The following is a 17,771-nucleotide window of genomic DNA, read 5'->3' on the forward strand; positions in this document are numbered from 1 at the left end:
AAGCAGGAGTGCAGAGGATTTCTGGAGTAACAGAAGCGGAAATTGCTGGCCTAATTCCTTCAGCAGCGGTATGGAACCCGCACAAAAAAGACTGCATCTGTATGAGATGCAGTCTTTTCTTTACCCCGAACCAACTTAGAACATTTTATATCCGCCAAGCCGAAGCTTCTGAATAGTCCAGCCGCTGAGGATGGCTCCCGCAAGACCTGCAACCGCTGTCAAATAATCTACCAAGTGGAAGGACTTCAGGTAGGCTCCCATTGGCTGTATATGATCCCACAAAGAGTATACGACAATAGGCAGAATAACGATGATAAAGATATAACTAGGAAACCATGTCGTCTTCATCAACATATTTAAAATAAATCCGATGCCGAACATCATGACAAAAAACAATACCATTAATATAAAAACGACGATAAATCCCAGTCCCATGACTCCTTCGTACTCCCCTCATTCAACATTACTGTCAGTGTACTAAAAAATTGCAGGCCCTGCAATGAAGTTTATGAAGACCTGATGAAGCCATTTGCCCGCCTAGCCTCAATTAGCTACAATGGAAGAAGAGCATGAAATAATTAGGAGTGATAAGATGAACGAAGCAGCTTTAACACTAGAAGGATGGTACGCACTTCATGATTTTCGTGCCATTGATTGGACAGCATGGAAGGCAGCGGATGACGAAGAGCGCGCCGTAGCCCTGGATGAACTACACGTGTTTTTACAAGAATGGGGAGCGATCGAAGAAGCCAGTACAGGAAGTACGGCGGTATATTCAATCATTGGACAAAAGGCTGACTTCGTGTTCATGTTCCTCCGCGAATCGCTGGAGGAGATCAATCGAATCGAAACAGCTTTCAATAAAACCACCTTTGCTCAGTACACCACCAAAGCTTACTCCTACGTCAGTGTGGTTGAGCTGAGTAACTACCTCGCTTCAGGCGAAGGAGATCCAAGACAGAAGCCGGAGGTTATCGCCCGGCTTCAGCCTGCACTTCCGAAATCCAAGCACATCTGCTTCTATCCCATGAACAAGAAGCGTGAGCTTGCCGATAACTGGTATATGCTTTCGATGGAGGAACGCCGCAGCTTGATGCGCAGTCATGGCCTTATCGGACGGGGTTATGCTGGCAAGGTGAAGCAGATCATCACCGGTTCTGTCGGATTCGATGATTGGGAATGGGGCGTAACCTTGTTCGCAGATGATCCTCTTCAATTCAAGAAGCTCGTCTATGAGATGCGCTTCGACGAAGTCAGCGCAAGATACGGAGAATTCGGCAGCTTCTATATCGGCAACCTGCTGACTGATGAATTATTCGCTGAAATGCTCAAACTGTAAAGCTTTACAGCGAGCGATATGCCGCTACACGCAAAAGGGTGCCCGTGGAACATTATTGTTCCGTGGGCACCCTTTTTGATTATATGGAGGTTAGCCGTGCTTCAGCTTAATCCTCATCCTCTTCTTGCTCCAGACGCTTCAGGGATTCGAGGAACTCCGCCGTTGCCCGGTCCCGGTCCCTGCTCTTCTCCTTAAGCCGTTCAATCGCAGGAAGAATTAGTGTATCAATTTCCTTTTGTACATGGTAAGCGAGGTCATATCTCTGCTGGCTTTCCAGGAAAGACCCTGCTTCGATCAGTCCGTTATAACGATCCAGCTCGTCACGTGTAAGTAATCCGCGTACCTGAACACTGCAATGGCGCATCTTAGAAGAACCGTCCTTTTCTCAGGACTAGCGGAATACCGCCAATAATGAACAGATAACGCAGATCTACCAGTTTCTTAAGCTGAGCGGCCGTCCATCCCTTGAACTTCTTGGTTCCTACCATTCCAATCGCTTCGCCCTTACCCAATGAAGCCACCGTACCTTTATTGCTGAAGACGAACTTCTTAGGCTGTTGATTACGGATAGATGCCACGACGTTGTGAGCACAAATCACACCCTGCTGCATAGCAATTTGGGCGGTTGGAGGATACGGTCTGCCTTCCTCATTGAACATCAGCGAATTGTCTCCAATAATAAACACATTCTCATGTCCGGGAGCACGCAAATATTCATCAATCTTCACACGGCCCCGCATGGTCTCAAAGCCAGCGGCATCCACCAAGCGATTGCCCCTGATTCCTCCCGTCCAAATGACGGTCGCTGCCTTGATCTCCTCATCCGTTGCAAGGATAACCCCCTTCGGAGTACATTCCTTGATCGCCGTTCCCAGCTTGAAGGTAACTCCCTTCTTCTTCAGAACATCCATAGCGTACTCCACAAGTTCCGGATCAAAGCCCGGCAGAGCTGTCGGAGCGGCCTCCACATTATAAATATGTACCAGTGCGGGATCGACATCATACTCCTTGCATAGATCCGGAATCCGGTCCGCCAGCTCAGCAACAAATTCAATTCCACTAAAGCCGGCGCCGCCAACAACGAAATTAAGCCGGTCCTTACGACTCTCATCAAGCTTATACTGTGCAAATTGGTATTCAATATGCTGGCGAATCAGACGCACTGAATTGATACTGCGGATCGTCATCGCATGCTCTGCAAGTCCCGGAATCCCGAACGATTCCGGTTCACCGCCCAGAGCTATAATTAAATAATCATAGGACAGCGTTCCATCTTCCAATATAACTTTTTTATCATACAAACGAATTTCTTGTACGTTAGACTTAACTAAATCGATCTTAAATTCATCAATGAGCTTGGAAATCTGAACCCGTGTATGATCTATGGAATCCGTCCCTGCAGCAGGCATGTGCAGATGCGTGGTGAAATAATGATAATCATGGCGATTCACGAGGGTTACATCGGCTTCGTTATAATTTAACTCCTTCTGAAGTTTCTGAGCGGTGAGGATCCCGCCGTAGCCAGCACCCAGAACGACGATCTTTGGTATGGAACTCATGTGTTTGTTCTCCTTCCAACTGCTTCAATCTATATTTGTTCAAACCGCCAAAATTAATTGTGAAATTATACACATAAAATCTTAGGGTATTGTTACGGTAAAATGAACATCTTAATAATGCTCCTGAGATCTTATGTCGTTCTCTGCAAAAAAAGGCCAAATTTAACTTAATTTCGCTTGATTTTTCGCTGAATTTGCCTAAGTCGGGCTTTTGACTCTTTTGAATAATAAAGGCTTTAAAGTAAAAGATCAAGTCTTAATTTCGGTCTGCTTTTTGCCATATTTCCCGGCTTTAAACGGATCGTTTTCTGAGTTTTTTCAGAAAAATTTGCAAGAAATGAAAGCATCATTATAATTAAGTGATATTGACTCATGTTTATATTTCGGAGGTGCTTATTTAATGTCAGACCTTAATCAAAACAGTGAATTTACGGATCTTCTAATCATCGGCGGTGGCCCTGCGGGCATGTTTGCTGCCTTTTATGGCGGAATGCGTCAAGCATCCGTGAAATTGATCGAAAGTATGCCTCAGCTTGGAGGGCAGCTTGCCGCGCTCTACCCTGAGAAATATATTTATGATGTTGCAGGCTTCCCTAAGGTTACGGCTCAAGAGCTCGTAAATAATCTAAATGAGCAGATCAAACATTTCAATCCGGATATCCGGCTTGAAGAGAAGGTTATTAATGTAGAAAAAAAAGACGAGCGCCATTTCATCGTTACAACCGATCAAGGTGAGCATCATGCGCGTGCCGTAATTATCACGGCGGGTGTAGGCGCATTCGAGCCCCGCCGTCTGGAGCTTGAAGAGGCTGCCCGATTCGAAGGCAAGAACCTGCATTATTTCGTAAGTGATCTAAGCAAGTTCGCCGGTCGTAAGGTCCTCATTAGCGGCGGTGGTGATTCAGCTGTAGACTGGGCGCTTATGCTTGAACCGATTGCCGAGCAGGTTACACTGATCCACAGACGGGATAAGTTCCGGGCACATGAACACAGTGTTGAGAATCTTATGTCTTCTAGTGTGCAGGTAATTACACCAACCGAAATTACAGCGCTACGCGGGGATGACAGCATTGAACGCGTAATTCTGACCCATACCAAATCAAATGAGACGCAGGAAATTGAAGTTGATGATGTCATCATCAATTTCGGATTCATCTCTTCCCTCGGTCCAATCGCTGAGTGGGGCATCAACATTGAGAGCAATTCCATTGTCGTGGATTCCCGGATGGAGACCTCCGTACCCGGCATTTTTGCAGCTGGAGACATCACAACCTACCCTGGCAAATTAAAGCTAATAGCCGTAGGATTCGGCGAGGCTCCTACAGCGGTGAACAACGCCAAGGTCTATATCGATCCATCCGCCAAGTTATCACCGGGACACAGCAGTAATCTCAAGCTCTAGTACACATTTTATAACACAATAAAGGGTATCTTAACTTCTGAACACATCGTTCCAAGAAGGAGAGATACCCTTGTCTTATATATGCTCACTATGTAATGGCCTGTTCACTCTGTCAGCAGGTTGTCCAGCTTGTGGACAACTTCTAGAGGATAACGGGAGAGTAGAGGATTATAAAGGTCCCTACAGCCCCTACAACTCAGTTGACCAATATTCCGGGGCCACTTCTCTTCAGTCAGGCTGTGAACATATCGTGAGTTGCCCGCACTGCGGAGAACAGTATATTTACCAAGTTGACCTTCGTCTCTTTAATGGAGTACAAGCCCTATCTGCGGATTAAGATTTCTTTTATGGATTTCGGCTAACAGGAGTGCGATGAATTCCCTGTCTAATTGGAGCTCTTTGGCCATATGGTAAGAATCCAGCAGCATTTCATCTGTTAATGTTGCCATTAGTATCACTCCTTCCTAAAATTTTCCTGTTATTATCATATCAACAATAGAGTAGCAGAACAAGCGTTCTTGTTATCCACATGTTACTGTGGAGATCCTGTGAATAAGTTGTTAGTAATCTCCGAAATTATTGTCAGACAATTGAGGATATTGTGGATAAAAGTTATTCACAGGATATTAATGTGCTGGAAATCTCCAAAAATATTTTTTGGCAACTCATTTTGCTAGACTTTTACAGCTTTTCAATTACATTAACCTGACAGGGCCGGAAATAAACCTGATTTCTCATGTTTGTACAAAGTTATTATTGCGGACGAGTATTAACCTCGAATATCCAAATTCGTCCTTGTGTGTCTATTCCATAATCAAATCCCAGCCTACCAAGTCCCGGGAACCTCCGCTCGAGAATATCAATGCATAGGTTCGTCAATTCACGCATCTTGTGCCGCTGCTGCTTTCCCGATGATTTGGTTAATGATCTTGTCAAAGCCTCCTTGGCTGAAAGCTGGGTCCCCCCCTTACACAAATTAGTGACGAACAGTCCCGGTTTGGCAAGCCGTCCAACCATTGCCCGGTACTCCCAGCCGCGCGCACTCTTAGCCACCTTCACTCTATAATCTATAGGTCTTCCTGCGATGGTGGCCAGCTGGATTCCCTGCTGAATAAGATATGGACGTCTGACTTTAATCCGGTTCAATGATCTCTGCATAGCCTCAAAGCTTTTGAATGATTTCGTATCCATCATATGTGTAAATGAGTATATACCGCCCGAGTATGCGACCTTAATTACTCCATACCCTCCACCGCCCCGGATTGGCTTAATCACCACCATCCTGTGCTTTCTGAGCATATGCTTCAGTTTAGCCGCACTGTACATGCTTGTCTGTGGAATATGTCTACGCGTCCGCTTATCTGTGAGAAGCGCTTGTGTCTTAAGCCACTTATTGGCGAGCTGTCTTCCCGACATAGATCTCTCCCCTTTCTTTGCAAGGCTCGTATAGTTCAACTTTTGTGTATGGTTATTACTACTCAGGACAGGGGTATTGTTCTTGTATCCTTGTCTATCAAGCTCGCCTGATTCCACAGAACTCCGTCTAAATTCCGCTTTTTGAGTGTTTATCGGCTACACTCTTTTCAAATAAATCGTTCTAGTATATAGTAGACCCGTACCTATAGTTAATAGGAGGATTCTTCTGTTGGAGCAATTTTTCGGAGTTCTGTATTGGATTGCTATGATTGCAATGTCCATTGTGCTGGTTGCAGTTACGATCGCGGTATTTGCCATAGGTGTACGATTTTTCAAGGATTCCCGGAAAGGTCTTGGCACATCTTGCATGGCTTTCTCCATCGTTGCAGCCGGAATGATCTACCTTATGCTGAACAAACAATTCTTCTAGTCGTCGGTCCTGTGAAACTTACTGTAAAGGAGTCAGGGAATGAACCATACATTAACCGCAGATATCGATTTCTTCGCTGCGGCGCTGTCCCAGAAGATCATCTCCGCCTGGCAGGAAGATGAAGCTGGTGTATATTGTGAAATTGGTCGTGGAATTGTTGAGAAATATTCATCGGATTATGTTCGTATCCGTAATATAGAAACGGGCAAGCAATCGCATTATGCCCGCGATATGACGATGTTTAGTACAGCTGAATAAATAGAAGATCTCTCCAATTTTTTTGGAGCTAATATCCCCTTATGGGAGACAACGAAGCAAGAGTTCGTCCTGAATGAACTCGGCACGGTCTACCGTAGGGGATTTTTCTTCTGCAATGCTAATGACTGAATACCGGAAATAAGAAATGATATATTTATGTCATTTATGGCTGTCTGTTCTTTCTTCCCAGACCGAAAGAAGTTTACGGTCTGCCGAAATACAGTTTTCGTGGTCACCCGGCAAGTGGTATGCTACCATATCGATAAGTTATTATAGGCTCGACGGGAAGTAGGGAAATACCATGATTCGTATTTTATTGGTTGACGATCATCCCTCAGCCAGGGATGGTACCAAATTTAGACTTGAAGAGGAGCCAGATATGTCGGTAACCGCCGTCCAGTCTGGGATGGATGCGATCGCGCTTATACAAGCTGGCGAAAGGTTCTCCATTATGCTCTTTGATCTTCACATGCCGATAATTAGCGGTCTAGAACTTACACGCAGGATCATAGAGATTCATCCTCATGCGAACATTTTAATCTATACGGGGTATGATATTTTGCCCAACTTTAATATTCTGATTGAAGCTGGGGTAAGTGGCTTCATAAGCAAAGCCTCTTCCTGGGAGTACCTCGTGCAATCGATTCGTTTTGCGCTGCAAGGCGAGTCGATTCTTCCAACGGCGTTGTTAAAGCAGCTTCGGAGGAGTGATGTCGTCTTGCCTATAGCTGACCACTCAGGGCTCCCGGAATTAACCTCAATCACTCAAAGAGAACAAACCATATTGCAGGAGATTTCGCTTGGTAAAAGTAACAAGGAAATCGCTGAACTGTTATTCATGAGCCAGCGTAATGTCGAGTATCACTTGTCTCGTATCTTTGAGAAGCTGCATGTACGCTCCAGATTCGAAGCTATTGCCGAGGCCAAAAAGTATGGTTTGATAAAAAACTCTGAGCTTTTATAAGCAGCCTGTTAATGAAAGTAAATTTGCAACCCTAATTCCTTAGAGAATTGGGTTTTTTTCCTTTTTTTTCATTTCTCATTAAAATTTCCCGTGATACTATTTATGGGAAACTTAGGGCAATTTAGGTGGAGGGTATATGTACTTACGAATTCGCAGTGGATATCTCATCATGCTTCTTGTATTTGTTTTAGCCTTGTATTTCACATTTATTGGTCTTAGATATCCATATCTAGGGCTTAGTATAGAGCAGACAAAAGCTGGTGTATTTGTTATTACAAAAGAGCCTGATTCTTCGGCATGGACAGTCGGAAAGGTAAAGATAGGCGATACAGTCAGAGAGGTTGACGGAGTCTCCCCGGAGCATAACCCTTTGATTATAAAAACGGAACACATTGATATGGCAGATGAACTACTTCTTGAACGCAATGGAAACTTAATTCGATTGAAAATTCCTCCTTTTGATTCCGCTAGTACGTTCAGTACGCATATACTTGCTCCATTTACTATCTTTCTGGTCTTATTCCTCCTCAGCTGGCGGGCCTATCAAAGCCGGAAAGAAGACGTCGATACCCGGCTTCTCATCGCTTTTTCTTTATCTGTTGGTCTGAGTGTTCTCTGCGCTGCGGCCTCGTCGAGAGCTGAACTGCTTAGCCTTATCATGGTCCGTCCCTTGCTGGTCTCAGTTCCGGTATTCCTCCTGCATTTTTTATTCGTTTTCTTTGCTCAGCGCCAGAAGGAAACCTACTTTCCTTTTATAACAATTAGATTTGGTTATACTTTAGTTGCGGGGTGGCTGTTGTTCCAGTCGTTATTCGTACTCACCAACTTACTGGATCAAGTCTCCCACAATTTGTGACGTAATCTGGTTTTAGTTACATTTCTACTTTTTCAAGCACTTGCCTTTGCAGCAATGAGCATCAATTATATTCGCTGCTCAGGCCGGGAACGTCTTCTCCATACCTTTATTTTAGTGGGTCAGATCGCTGCATTTTTTCCGTTCATATTCTTATATGCTTTGCCATCCGTTCTTTTCGGTACATACATTATTCAAAGTGAACTGGCGACTTTCTCGCTTCTATGTATTCCGGTCATTTGCTTCTATCTCATGAAAGTTAAAGAAATCATCGATATCCATTTTGTGCTCTATCGGCTGCGTTACTATGGACTTATGGCGCTTTGGCCATCGCTACTTATTATCGGATTGCTTGTATTGATCATGCAAGGACCCGAACATTCAGGGATCAAATGGATTCAGTCTTTCCTTATAATCTACATCTCGATTGTCGTGTTCCTATATATTAAAGACTTCAAAAAGTCCCAGCACCGTCGTGTAATTAAGACGAACCCATTCTCACACGAACAGCCACTCGACCTAATGAGGAGGCTGTCCAAGGTTATGAGTGTTATAGAGCTAGAGAATACGCTAATCAAGGAAATTGAAACCGTATTGAAGGTAAGCTCAATAACAATTGTTGAGTGTACCGATAATTCACACGAGTTAAAGATCAGCCAGGGTTCACGCCCGGACTACGAGACTTTGCAGGAGATTTGCACCGCTGTCCTTGATCATCCAGAACCGGGTCGCTTTATACCCGTAGGGGCGGGTACTTGCTTATTATATGGTGTCAGCAACGGCCGGTATCAGGTATTATGGTTCGGCAGCAAATACAATCAGACACGGTTAAATCCTGGTGAGCTTAACTGGCTTACTAATCTGCTGAACTATGCCACTTTGCTCTATGTAAATCTGCAGTTGTCCGAAGACTTTATGGGTGAGTTCGAGAAAAACATCGCATCACCCAATCAGACACCAGCCTGGTTGCTCAGACTTCTGTTCTCGATATCCGAGAACGAACGAAAAAGGCTTGGTGCGGATCTCCATGATTCAGCCCTGCAGGACCAGCTTCTTCTTTATAAGAGATTGGAGACCCTATTGTCGCGGGCTAATCTTGAGAAGCCGATCCGGGATGAGCTTGAATTCGTAAAGGAGACGATACTTGATGTCGCCGGACAAATCAGGGAGATCTGTAATGAGCTTCGGCCTCCGTTCTTGAAAGAAATCGGGATGGTTGAAGCGATTCAGAATCTGCTCACCCAAGTCAAACTTCGCACCAACTTTAATATCGAGTTCGACACGAAGGAATTTAAGGCTCAATTGGATGAACATCAGGTGTTGACCTTATATCGGATTGTCCAGGAGCTTCTCCAAAATGCGAGTAAGCACGCAATTGACGCAACAACGATCGTATTGCGTATTCGAAACCTTACAAATGTGATTGAACTAAGCTACCGGGATGATGGTGTAGGAATGGATATGAATAAGCTAAAATCGTCGTTTACACATATGGGGCTATGGGGAATTCAGGAACGGATAGCAAGCCTGGATGGAACCATGAACCTGACAACTGGACCCGGAGAGGGATTCAGCCTGGATCTCCAGATTCCTTATAAGCACTGATTCCATTGACTTTAACCACGATCCATCCGCCAAGTTCATATATTTTTGCTAACACCACCCTTCCGCAAGGAGTTTGCGGTAAATAGCAGTAGGAATTTCGGTGACGCTATTAAATCAGCGGTGTAGTATAAGCAAAGATATTACAAGTACGATTTGAGGAGGGGATTGAAAGGCATGGAATCAAGAGTTAACCTGAGTAATCCATTATCGCAGACCGATGTGGTATCCCGAACCCTGGTGACGTTTACGTTCTTACTAGGAATCTTCATGGGTGCATTGGATCACGGTATCGTGGGGCCAGCACTAAGCTCCATTATGAACACTTTCAATATTTCAGCATCATGGGGAGTTTGGAGCTTCACCGTTTACACCCTTATTTTTGCAGTCAGCATCCCGGTGATTGGTAAGATGTCTGATCGTGTAGGACGCAAGCAGGCATTCCTATTCGGAATCATAATGTTCGGTATCGGTTCGCTTATTGCTGCTTTTGCGCCAAACTTCATCGTTTTTCTGCTTGGAAGAGCGGTACAGGCGATTGGCTCAGGGGGAATATTCCCTATAACGGCAGCTCAAATTGCAATGTCTTATCCTCCGGAACATAGAGATAAGGCAATGGGGTGGATTGGCGTAGCATTCGGACTTGGGTCAATACTTGGACCAACGGTAGGAGGATTTATCATTGCAACCGCAAGCTGGAAGTGGATTTTTTTGGTCAATATCCCGGTATGTGCGTTGATCCTTTTGCTGATAGCGAAGTACAAGCCCAACCAGACTCGCGTGGTCAAGCCAATTGATGTTCTTGGAATCACGCTGTTAACCTTATTGATTCTTGCTGTGATGCTCGGTATAAGACTTCAGAATTTCTGGCTCATTGCACTCGGGGTGATTTGTATACCGCTGTTGCTGCTCGTTGAGAAGAAGCATCCAGACCCTATTATGAAAGTTAAATATTTCACGCGTTCCAGAACGCTTGCCCTGTTGCTTGCCTCTGCCGCATCTGGTTTTGTCATGGCCACGGCAGTCAATTTTATCCCACTCTTCGCTGAAATGAATCTTGGCCTAGCTAAGGGGAGCTCTGGATTTGCAGCAACGCCGCTTGCTATAGCTTCTATGGCGGCATCCTTGATCGGAGGGATGCTAACAGATCGTTTAGGCGCTAGACGAGCACTAATGGCCGGATTTGGACTGGCTCTAATCGGTGCCGTGTTCTTGATATTAGGAATGCAGTCCATCGTTCTGCTGATCTTGACGATTATACTTATGGGCTTGGGTATTGGGATCATCATTGGATCTCCATTAAATGTCTTAATGCTGCAAGCCGTTGAGCCTTCCGATACAGGGATGGCCGTTGGATATCTAAGTCTCTTTCGTTCCCTCGGATCCACTGTAGGGCCAGCGTTAGCCGGGGTATTCATTGCGAACTTTACCAATGGTTTCTCCCCATTGTTTATTACCAGTGCTGCGTTATCACTGGCAAGTATGGCAATTGTACTTGTCTCTGCAAAAGGACGATAATTACCGGCCCATTAGTCATGCGATGACTTGTTGTTTAGTGACACAAAAGACCTCTATAACGGATAGCTTCGCTGCTATCCCGCTATAGAGGTCATACTTTTTACAAGCCACATATGGTTCTTAAGCATAAAGAGCATGTTATCAGGGTTGTTACTATTCCGTTTTAAGGTTGCGGACAGCTCTTTTTACTGAATAATCCGCATTTCCCGCATCACAGCAACTCTTAGCACTGCTCCGGTGCAGGCTGTCCCGCATCGTCACGAGTACGGAAGCTTGAGCCACATCCACAAGTAGCAATGGCGTTCGGGTTATGGATGGAGAATCCACCGGACATGCCCGAGGCTTCATAATCGATTTCCAGTCCGTTCAAGTACTTCAGACTGTCCTTCTCGACAACTACCTTAAGTCCTCCTACTTCCATAAAAACATCGGCATCGGATTCCTCATCATCAAATCCCATTCCATATGAGAAGCCGCTGCATCCTCCTGGCTGTACACCAAGACGAAGGAACATATTAGGTGTTTCCTGCTGTGAGAGCATTTCTTTTATTTGAGCAACTGCTGCATCAGTGATATTAATCATTGTGTAAATCCCTCCTTATCCTTACCTCCCCCAATTATACTCCACATTGTACCTCCCCTCAAGGGATGTTCTCCTGCAGCTATTATCGACTATACTTATTGCCCGAATAGAAAGTGAGGTTTATAATGGTATGGATGCATTCGTTTGTCACAATTTTGACAACAACACTTAAGGCCTTATTATCCGATAACCTGTTCTAAATTTCACAATGATAGTTTCCCGCTGTAACTCAGCAAAGCGTCTAAGATTAAGACGTTATTTATAGCCATCAGGCATAAGGTTATACACAAGATTCACCGACCTAGATTGGAGGATATTCCTATGTTAGTAACTGCAACTCCTCACACAGACCAGAGAATGGCTGAGATTATTGAAAAGGTACGCCGCGGTGAGCGGCTAACCCTTGAAGATGGGGTATATTTGTATGAAAGCGACGATCTGCTTACGATCGGTCAGCTTGCGAATGAAGTTAACCTCAAGAAGAACGGCAAGAAGGTCTATTTTATCGAAAATATGAGTCTGTATTTCACCAATGTGTGTGAGTCCTATTGTGCTTTCTGCAACTTCCGTAAAGATCAGGGAGAAGAAGGCTCCTACACCCTGTCAGGTCCAGAAATGGTTGAATATGTGGAACAGCACATTCACCCGGGTATCCGTGAATTTCATATTGTGGGCGGGCATAATAACCATGTCCCTTTTCAATATTATGTGGATTCACTTCAAGCTCTACACGAGCGTTTCCCCGAGGTTGCTCTTAAAGCCTATACCGCTGCAGAGATCGACTTCTTCACCCGGATTAGCGGCCTGAGCATTACAGAAGTTCTTCAGGAGCTTCAAAAAGCCGGATTACAGTCCCTAACTGGCGGGGGCGCTGAGATCTTATCCGATCAGTACCGGGAGAAAATGAAGGTCGATAAAGCAAACGTAGACCGCTACCTGGAAGTACACCGCACCGCTCACAAGCTCGGTATCAGAACGGGTACAACTATGCTGTACGGATCGATTGAAAGCCATGAGGACCGTATTCGCCACATGATTCAGATTCGTGATCTTCAGGATGAGACGAACGGATTTATGGTATTTATCCCACTTTCCATGCAGCCGAAAAGCAAGAATGCCAGCATTATGCGGCGCAACTCGGCTTATGAAGACCTTAAGACCATTGCCATCAGCCGGTTGATGCTGGACAATATTCAGCACATTAAAGCTTATTTTATTAATATTGGTACCCAGTTGACCCAGGTCTCTCTGAGCTTCGGGGCCTCCGATGTTCATGGCACAATTCTCAAGGAAAAGATCAGCCACGCCGCTGGAGCGAATACGCCTGAAGGATTGACCCGCAAGGAATTGATCTGGCTCGTGAAGGGCGCAGGGCGAATTCCCGTTGAAAGAGATACTTTTTACAATGAGATTGAAGTATTCGAATAGAACAGAATATAACGAGCTGGAGAAGAAAGGAACCGATAAAACATGAAACATTTTGTTATCCTGGGTGGAGGTTACGGCGGTGTCACAATAGCCAATACGCTGCTAAAAGGAAATATGCCAAGCGATATTCGACTTACTATGATCGACCGGATGCCTTATCAAACAATGAAGACGGAATACTATGCACTCGCGGCCGGTACAGCCTCGGATGTAGAACTGCGTGTTCCCTTCCCCGTCCACCAGAATTTGAATATGAAATACGGAGAAGTCTCTTCTGTTGACCTCGAGAACAAAAAAGTGATCATGGAGAACGATGACCCAGTTTATTATGATCAGCTCGTTATTGCTCTTGGGTGTACAGACCGCTTCCACGGAATTCCTGGAGCTGAGGAATACGCCTGTACGATTCAGACCATGAGCGCTGTTCGTGAGACATACCGTATACTTAATGACACCAAGCCATATGGCCGTGTAAATATCGTTGGCGGAGGTCTGAGCGGCGTTGAAATTGCAGCAGAACTCAGAGAGAGCCGGCCGGACCTGAATATCGCTCTTATAGACCGGGGCTCACGTGTGCTTTCGGCTTTCCCGCCGAAAATGTCTGCTTACGTTGAGAAGTGGTTCCACGAGCATGATGTGGAGACCCTGTCTCATATTTCGATTACTTCCCTTGAACCCGGCGTGATTCACACTACCGGAGATGACATTATTTCAGATGCCACGGTCTGGACGGCAGGCATTCAGCCTGTTGAAATTGTACAAAAGCTGGATGTTCCCAAAGATCATCAGGGACGTGTCCTGCTTAATGAATATTATCAGATTCCTGAGCATCCGGAAGTGTATGTATGCGGGGACTGTGCCAGCCTTCCCTTCGCCCCTAGCGGTCAAGCTGCCGAAGGTCAAGGTGAGCAGATTGCTCACATCGCGCTGGCGCTATGGCGCGGGGAGACTCCGCGTCTGTCTCCAATCAAGCTGAAAGGTACTCTCGGTTCTCTCGGCAAAAAAGCGGGCTTCGGCCTCATGGGCAAACGCCAGGTTATGGGCCGGGTACCGCGGATTCTGAAGAGCGGTGTGCTCTGGATGTCCAAGCATCATTTCGGATAATCAAGGGGAGAAAGTCGCTGTAAGATGATACTGCTTTAAGATGGCTTCTGAATTTATCAGAAGTCATCTTTTTTATGTCCATTGGAGGCGCCAGGAGATAATCCACACTGTTAATAAATATTAATGCCCCCGAAAAGTATTTAGCGTGAATGCCGCTGTCTGAATCGTATTGGTGAAACGCCAAAGCGTTCCGCAAAGCGGCGCGAAAAGTACGGGGCAGTCTCAAAACCAACCTGTTCCGCTATAACCGAAATAGGCTGCTCCGTGCGGAGTAGCAGTAACCGGGCTTGCTCCAATCTGCAATCCGCCAAGTATTCCATTGGTGTCAATCCGTACACCCGCTTCATGCAGCGGGTCAGATAGTTATAGTGAAAATGAAGCTCTTCCGATAATAAGGGGCTCGTCAGCGGCTCCATATAATGGGCACGAATATAACTCTCAGTCCGCTCGGCGACCAGCGCTGCCGGGCTGCCAGACGGATCACGCTTCTGTACATCGAGTGAGCGCAGCAGTTCTTCGAAGATTCGTTGTCTTTCCCATACAGCACTTAATCGAGGCCGCTTCTCTAACTGAAGCAACCGCTCGCCTTCCCCTCCTCCCCGTGATGACACGGGTAACTTACCGAATTGAGGTAGCCGAATGGTTACAGGCAATGTACCGAAACGGGAGATGTGTTGGTCTCGATCGGCAAATACGGGTTCACCTTCTGCAGCGATCCATTCCCCTATCGTCCGGAAATGAATCCACAGAAACCGTGTCTCTTCTTCGCAGGGCTTGACTGAATAATGATATCGGTCTGGCAGCAGCAGTATTGTCTCTCCCGCACTCACCTCCCAACGCTTCTCCTCTTCACCAATGAATAGTTTCCCCGTCTCTACTAGAATTAAATCAAATACTGTTATATCCCTGCGGTTAGGATGGCTTTCGCCCGGAGCGTAGACGGTTCTACCGCATTCCATGAAATAGGGAAAAGGCGGCGCAGCCAGATGTATATATGTCTGTGCTGTCTCCATGCTTAATCTCTCCTCCTCTTTAACTCTATTGCACGTACCTGATCACCGCTGTACATGATTGTGATTCATGATCTACCTTCGCCCCGAATTGAGTGTGAAATCGGACAAAAAATCGGGGGATTCTATAGCTAACACCCCTCAATTCTACAGAATATAATGGGATTGTACCAGGATGAAATCACGCATTTCGCCGGATTCTCCGGCTCTGAATGACTGTCCATCATCTCGAAGGGAAGAGAACCTAATGAATCCAATCACTAGTAACAAATCGAGCATTGATTATGGCTCTATACCAGGCACCGTATACCTGCGTGACGAATTCTGGTCGCGCTATTTAGAGCTTGCCAATGATGTTATCATTCCTTATCAGTATGACGTACTTCACGATCAGGCGGTGAACGCTGAACCGAGCGGGGCTGTCCGCAACTTTGAGATCGCCGCCGGCCGAGTGGAAGGCGAGTTCCACGGTTGGGTATTTCAAGACAGCGACCTCGCGAAATGGCTTGAAGCTGTTGGTTATTCGCTCCAAATCCGGCCCAATCCCGACCTGGAGCGCCGTGCTGACGAGCTTATCGATCTAATCGCCGAGGCACAGCAACCTGATGGCTATCTCAACACATATTTTACAATCAAGGAACCCGGCAAACGATGGACCAACCTGACCGACTGTCACGAACTGTACTGCGCGGGCCATATGATTGAAGCAGCTGTGTCTTATTATCAAGCGACAGGCAAGGATAAGTTACTCGGAGTCATGCGCCGGATGGCTGACCATATCGACTCGGTTTTTGGACCTGGCGACAACCAACTGCACGGCTACGACGGCCATCAGGAAATTGAACTGGCGCTAGTTAAACTGTACGAGCTGACAGGCGAAGAGAAGTATCTAAAGCTTGCTGCTTTCTTTATCAACGAACGCGGCACCGAACCGAACTATCTACGCAATGAGTGGGAAGGACGAGGCCGCCAAGGACATTTCAATCCGCTACCTGCAGACCGGATCGATCTTTCATACTTGCAAGCCCATAAGCCGGTGCGTGAACAGACTGAAGCTGTCGGACACGCTGTCCGCGCGGTGTATATGTATACGGCAATGGCTGATCTTGCTGGTCTGACCGGAGACGAAGAATTACTCGCAGCCTGCCGCAGGCTGTGGGGCAATGTCGTGCAGAAGCAGATGTATATAACCGGAGGGATCGGCTCTACTCATCACGGGGAAGCATTCACCTTTGATTATGATCTTCCGAACGATACGGTGTATGCGGAGACCTGCGCTTCGATCGGCCTCATCTTCTTTGCACAGCGTATGCTCAGGATTGAACCTAATGGTGAATATGCGGACGTGATGGAACGCGCACTTTACAATAATGTAATCGGTTCCATGGCTCAGGACGGACGCCACTATTTCTATGTTAATCCGCTTGAAGTATGGCCACAGGCCTGCTCGCACAATCCAGGACGCCAACATGTCAAAGCCGAGCGTCAGGCCTGGTTCGGCTGCGCATGCTGCCCACCGAACGTTGTTCGCCTGCTAATGTCGCTCAATCGTTACGTTTATACACAGCGAACCAACACGCTGTACGTTAATCTGTACATCGGCAGTGAACTGACGACTGAGCTGGGCGGTACATCCGTCAGCATTAGACAACAATCAGACGTACCGCATGGGGGTAAAGTCCGCTTTGAATTGAAACCCGAACGCCAAGCGAAATTTGCACTCGCTCTTCGGCAGCCAGGGTGGTGCTCAGAGATGAAGATCTCGATCAATGGTACGTTGACGAAGTTCTCTGGGCTCCATAGTGGTTATGTCATGCTCGATCAGGTTTGGAATCCTGGTGACATTATTGAAGTTGATCTAAGTGTCGAGACACAGTTGGTCTATGCCAATCCGCGGGTGCGTGCCGATGCGCACAAGGCCGTCATCCAGCGCGGGCCGCTTGTCTATTGCGTCGAAAGCGTGGACAACGGAGATCTGATTGCCTCGCTTCAATTGAACCGCCAGGCAGGCTTTAAGGAACGGTCGTTGGAAGACCTCCCCCTCGGAAGCATCGCTGTGGAGACGAACGGCTTCCGAGTCTCGGCCGACGATTGGGAGGATTCGTTACTTTACCGTACAGAACCTCCGCGTAGCGAAGCTGTTCGCATTACAGCCATTCCGTATTACCTTTGGGGCAATCGTGGACGCGGCGAAATGAGTGTATGGCTCCCGGTATGCGAGGGATAGCATTTGTGAATAAAATTCAAAAACCCGCAAGAAGGACAATTTAGTAAAGTGTCCTTCTTGCGGGTTACAGTTCAATGG

Annotated in this window: 18 protein-coding genes; 11 read left to right on the plus strand and 7 right to left on the minus strand. The window is 46.4% G+C overall.

Going from position 1 to position 17,771, the window contains the following annotated elements:
- Window positions 1-135: 135 nt before the first annotated feature.
- On the minus strand, window positions 136-429 hold the full coding sequence (locus tag ACRRNK_RS17775) for a YuiB family protein (RefSeq protein WP_433946936.1): 294 nt from the start codon (window positions 427-429) through the stop codon (window positions 136-138).
- 163 nt (window positions 430-592) lie between these two features.
- Between ACRRNK_RS17775 and hemQ the strand changes: the two genes are divergently transcribed.
- Window positions 593-1,339, plus strand: coding sequence for a hydrogen peroxide-dependent heme synthase (gene hemQ / locus ACRRNK_RS17780; RefSeq protein WP_433944007.1), 747 nt, complete (start codon window positions 593-595; stop codon window positions 1,337-1,339).
- Between the two features lie 106 nt (window positions 1,340-1,445).
- Here the strand turns inward: hemQ and ACRRNK_RS17785 are convergent, their stop codons facing one another.
- Together ACRRNK_RS17785 and ACRRNK_RS17790 are read right to left on the minus strand one after the other, a co-directional pair.
- The gene (locus tag ACRRNK_RS17785) at window positions 1,446-1,703 is read right to left on the minus strand and encodes a hypothetical protein (protein WP_127200138.1); all 258 of its coding nucleotides are present in this window, start codon (window positions 1,701-1,703) and stop codon (window positions 1,446-1,448) included.
- Window position 1,704: 1 nt separating this feature from the next.
- Entirely contained in the window at window positions 1,705-2,898 is a 1,194-nt protein-coding gene (locus tag ACRRNK_RS17790; RefSeq protein WP_433944008.1) for an NAD(P)/FAD-dependent oxidoreductase, read from the minus strand.
- A gap of 400 nt (window positions 2,899-3,298) precedes the next feature.
- Here ACRRNK_RS17790 and ACRRNK_RS17795 point away from each other — a divergent pair, with 400 nt between their 5' ends.
- Entirely contained in the window at window positions 3,299-4,300 is a 1,002-nt protein-coding gene (locus ACRRNK_RS17795; RefSeq protein WP_433944009.1) for an NAD(P)/FAD-dependent oxidoreductase, read from the plus strand.
- A gap of 305 nt (window positions 4,301-4,605) precedes the next feature.
- Here the strand turns inward: ACRRNK_RS17795 and ACRRNK_RS17800 are convergent, their stop codons facing one another.
- Both ACRRNK_RS17800 and ACRRNK_RS17805 read right to left on the minus strand, forming a co-directional pair.
- The gene (locus tag ACRRNK_RS17800; protein ID WP_433944010.1) at window positions 4,606-4,749 is read right to left on the minus strand and encodes a sporulation histidine kinase inhibitor Sda; all 144 of its coding nucleotides are present in this window, start codon (window positions 4,747-4,749) and stop codon (window positions 4,606-4,608) included.
- A 304-nt stretch (window positions 4,750-5,053) separates the two neighbouring features.
- Window positions 5,054-5,716: a YheC/YheD family protein gene (locus tag ACRRNK_RS17805; RefSeq protein WP_433944011.1), complete on the minus strand. Its 663-nt coding sequence runs from the start codon at window positions 5,714-5,716 to the stop codon at window positions 5,054-5,056.
- Window positions 5,717-5,945: 229 nt separating this feature from the next.
- Between ACRRNK_RS17805 and ACRRNK_RS17810 the strand changes: the two genes are divergently transcribed.
- From ACRRNK_RS17810 to ACRRNK_RS17835, 6 genes are all read left to right on the plus strand, one after another.
- Entirely contained in the window at window positions 5,946-6,146 is a 201-nt protein-coding gene (locus ACRRNK_RS17810) for a hypothetical protein (RefSeq protein WP_433944012.1), read from the plus strand.
- Window positions 6,147-6,185: 39 nt separating this feature from the next.
- On the plus strand, window positions 6,186-6,404 hold the full coding sequence (locus ACRRNK_RS17815) for a hypothetical protein (protein WP_433944013.1): 219 nt from the start codon (window positions 6,186-6,188) through the stop codon (window positions 6,402-6,404).
- A gap of 301 nt (window positions 6,405-6,705) precedes the next feature.
- The gene (locus tag ACRRNK_RS17820; protein WP_433944014.1) at window positions 6,706-7,368 is read left to right on the plus strand and encodes a response regulator transcription factor; all 663 of its coding nucleotides are present in this window, start codon (window positions 6,706-6,708) and stop codon (window positions 7,366-7,368) included.
- Between the two features lie 136 nt (window positions 7,369-7,504).
- Window positions 7,505-8,224 carry a hypothetical protein gene (locus ACRRNK_RS17825; protein ID WP_433944015.1) on the plus strand — a complete coding sequence of 240 codons (720 nt, stop codon included), beginning with the start codon at window positions 7,505-7,507 and terminating at the stop codon, window positions 8,222-8,224.
- Between the two features lie 54 nt (window positions 8,225-8,278).
- Entirely contained in the window at window positions 8,279-9,826 is a 1,548-nt protein-coding gene (locus ACRRNK_RS17830; RefSeq protein WP_433944016.1) for a sensor histidine kinase, read from the plus strand.
- 174 nt (window positions 9,827-10,000) lie between these two features.
- Complete coding sequence (locus tag ACRRNK_RS17835) at window positions 10,001-11,341, plus strand: MFS transporter (protein WP_433944017.1); 1,341 nt, start codon at window positions 10,001-10,003, stop codon at window positions 11,339-11,341.
- A gap of 223 nt (window positions 11,342-11,564) precedes the next feature.
- Here ACRRNK_RS17835 and ACRRNK_RS17840 read toward each other — a convergent pair whose 3' ends face one another.
- Entirely contained in the window at window positions 11,565-11,924 is a 360-nt protein-coding gene (locus ACRRNK_RS17840) for a HesB/IscA family protein (RefSeq protein ID WP_433944018.1), read from the minus strand.
- Between the two features lie 321 nt (window positions 11,925-12,245).
- Here ACRRNK_RS17840 and mqnE point away from each other — a divergent pair, with 321 nt between their 5' ends.
- Window positions 12,246-13,352, plus strand: a complete 1,107-nt coding sequence (gene mqnE, locus ACRRNK_RS17845; RefSeq protein WP_433944019.1) for an aminofutalosine synthase MqnE — start codon at window positions 12,246-12,248, stop codon at window positions 13,350-13,352.
- A 42-nt stretch (window positions 13,353-13,394) separates the two neighbouring features.
- Entirely contained in the window at window positions 13,395-14,456 is a 1,062-nt protein-coding gene (locus tag ACRRNK_RS17850; RefSeq protein WP_433944020.1) for an NAD(P)/FAD-dependent oxidoreductase, read from the plus strand.
- A gap of 140 nt (window positions 14,457-14,596) precedes the next feature.
- Here ACRRNK_RS17850 and ACRRNK_RS17855 read toward each other — a convergent pair whose 3' ends face one another.
- Window positions 14,597-15,469 (minus strand): helix-turn-helix domain-containing protein, encoded by an 873-nt coding sequence (locus ACRRNK_RS17855; RefSeq protein ID WP_433944021.1) that lies wholly within the window; start codon window positions 15,467-15,469, stop codon window positions 14,597-14,599.
- Window positions 15,470-15,713: 244 nt separating this feature from the next.
- On the opposite strand from ACRRNK_RS17855, the gene ACRRNK_RS17860 reads away from it, so the two are divergent.
- Window positions 15,714-17,693, plus strand: coding sequence for a glycoside hydrolase family 127 protein (locus ACRRNK_RS17860; RefSeq protein WP_433944022.1), 1,980 nt, complete (start codon window positions 15,714-15,716; stop codon window positions 17,691-17,693).
- Window positions 17,694-17,771 lie beyond the last annotated feature (78 nt).

The sequence above is a fragment of the Paenibacillus sp. SN-8-1 genome, assembly GCF_050995535.1.
Classification (GTDB): domain Bacteria; phylum Bacillota; class Bacilli; order Paenibacillales; family Paenibacillaceae; genus Fontibacillus.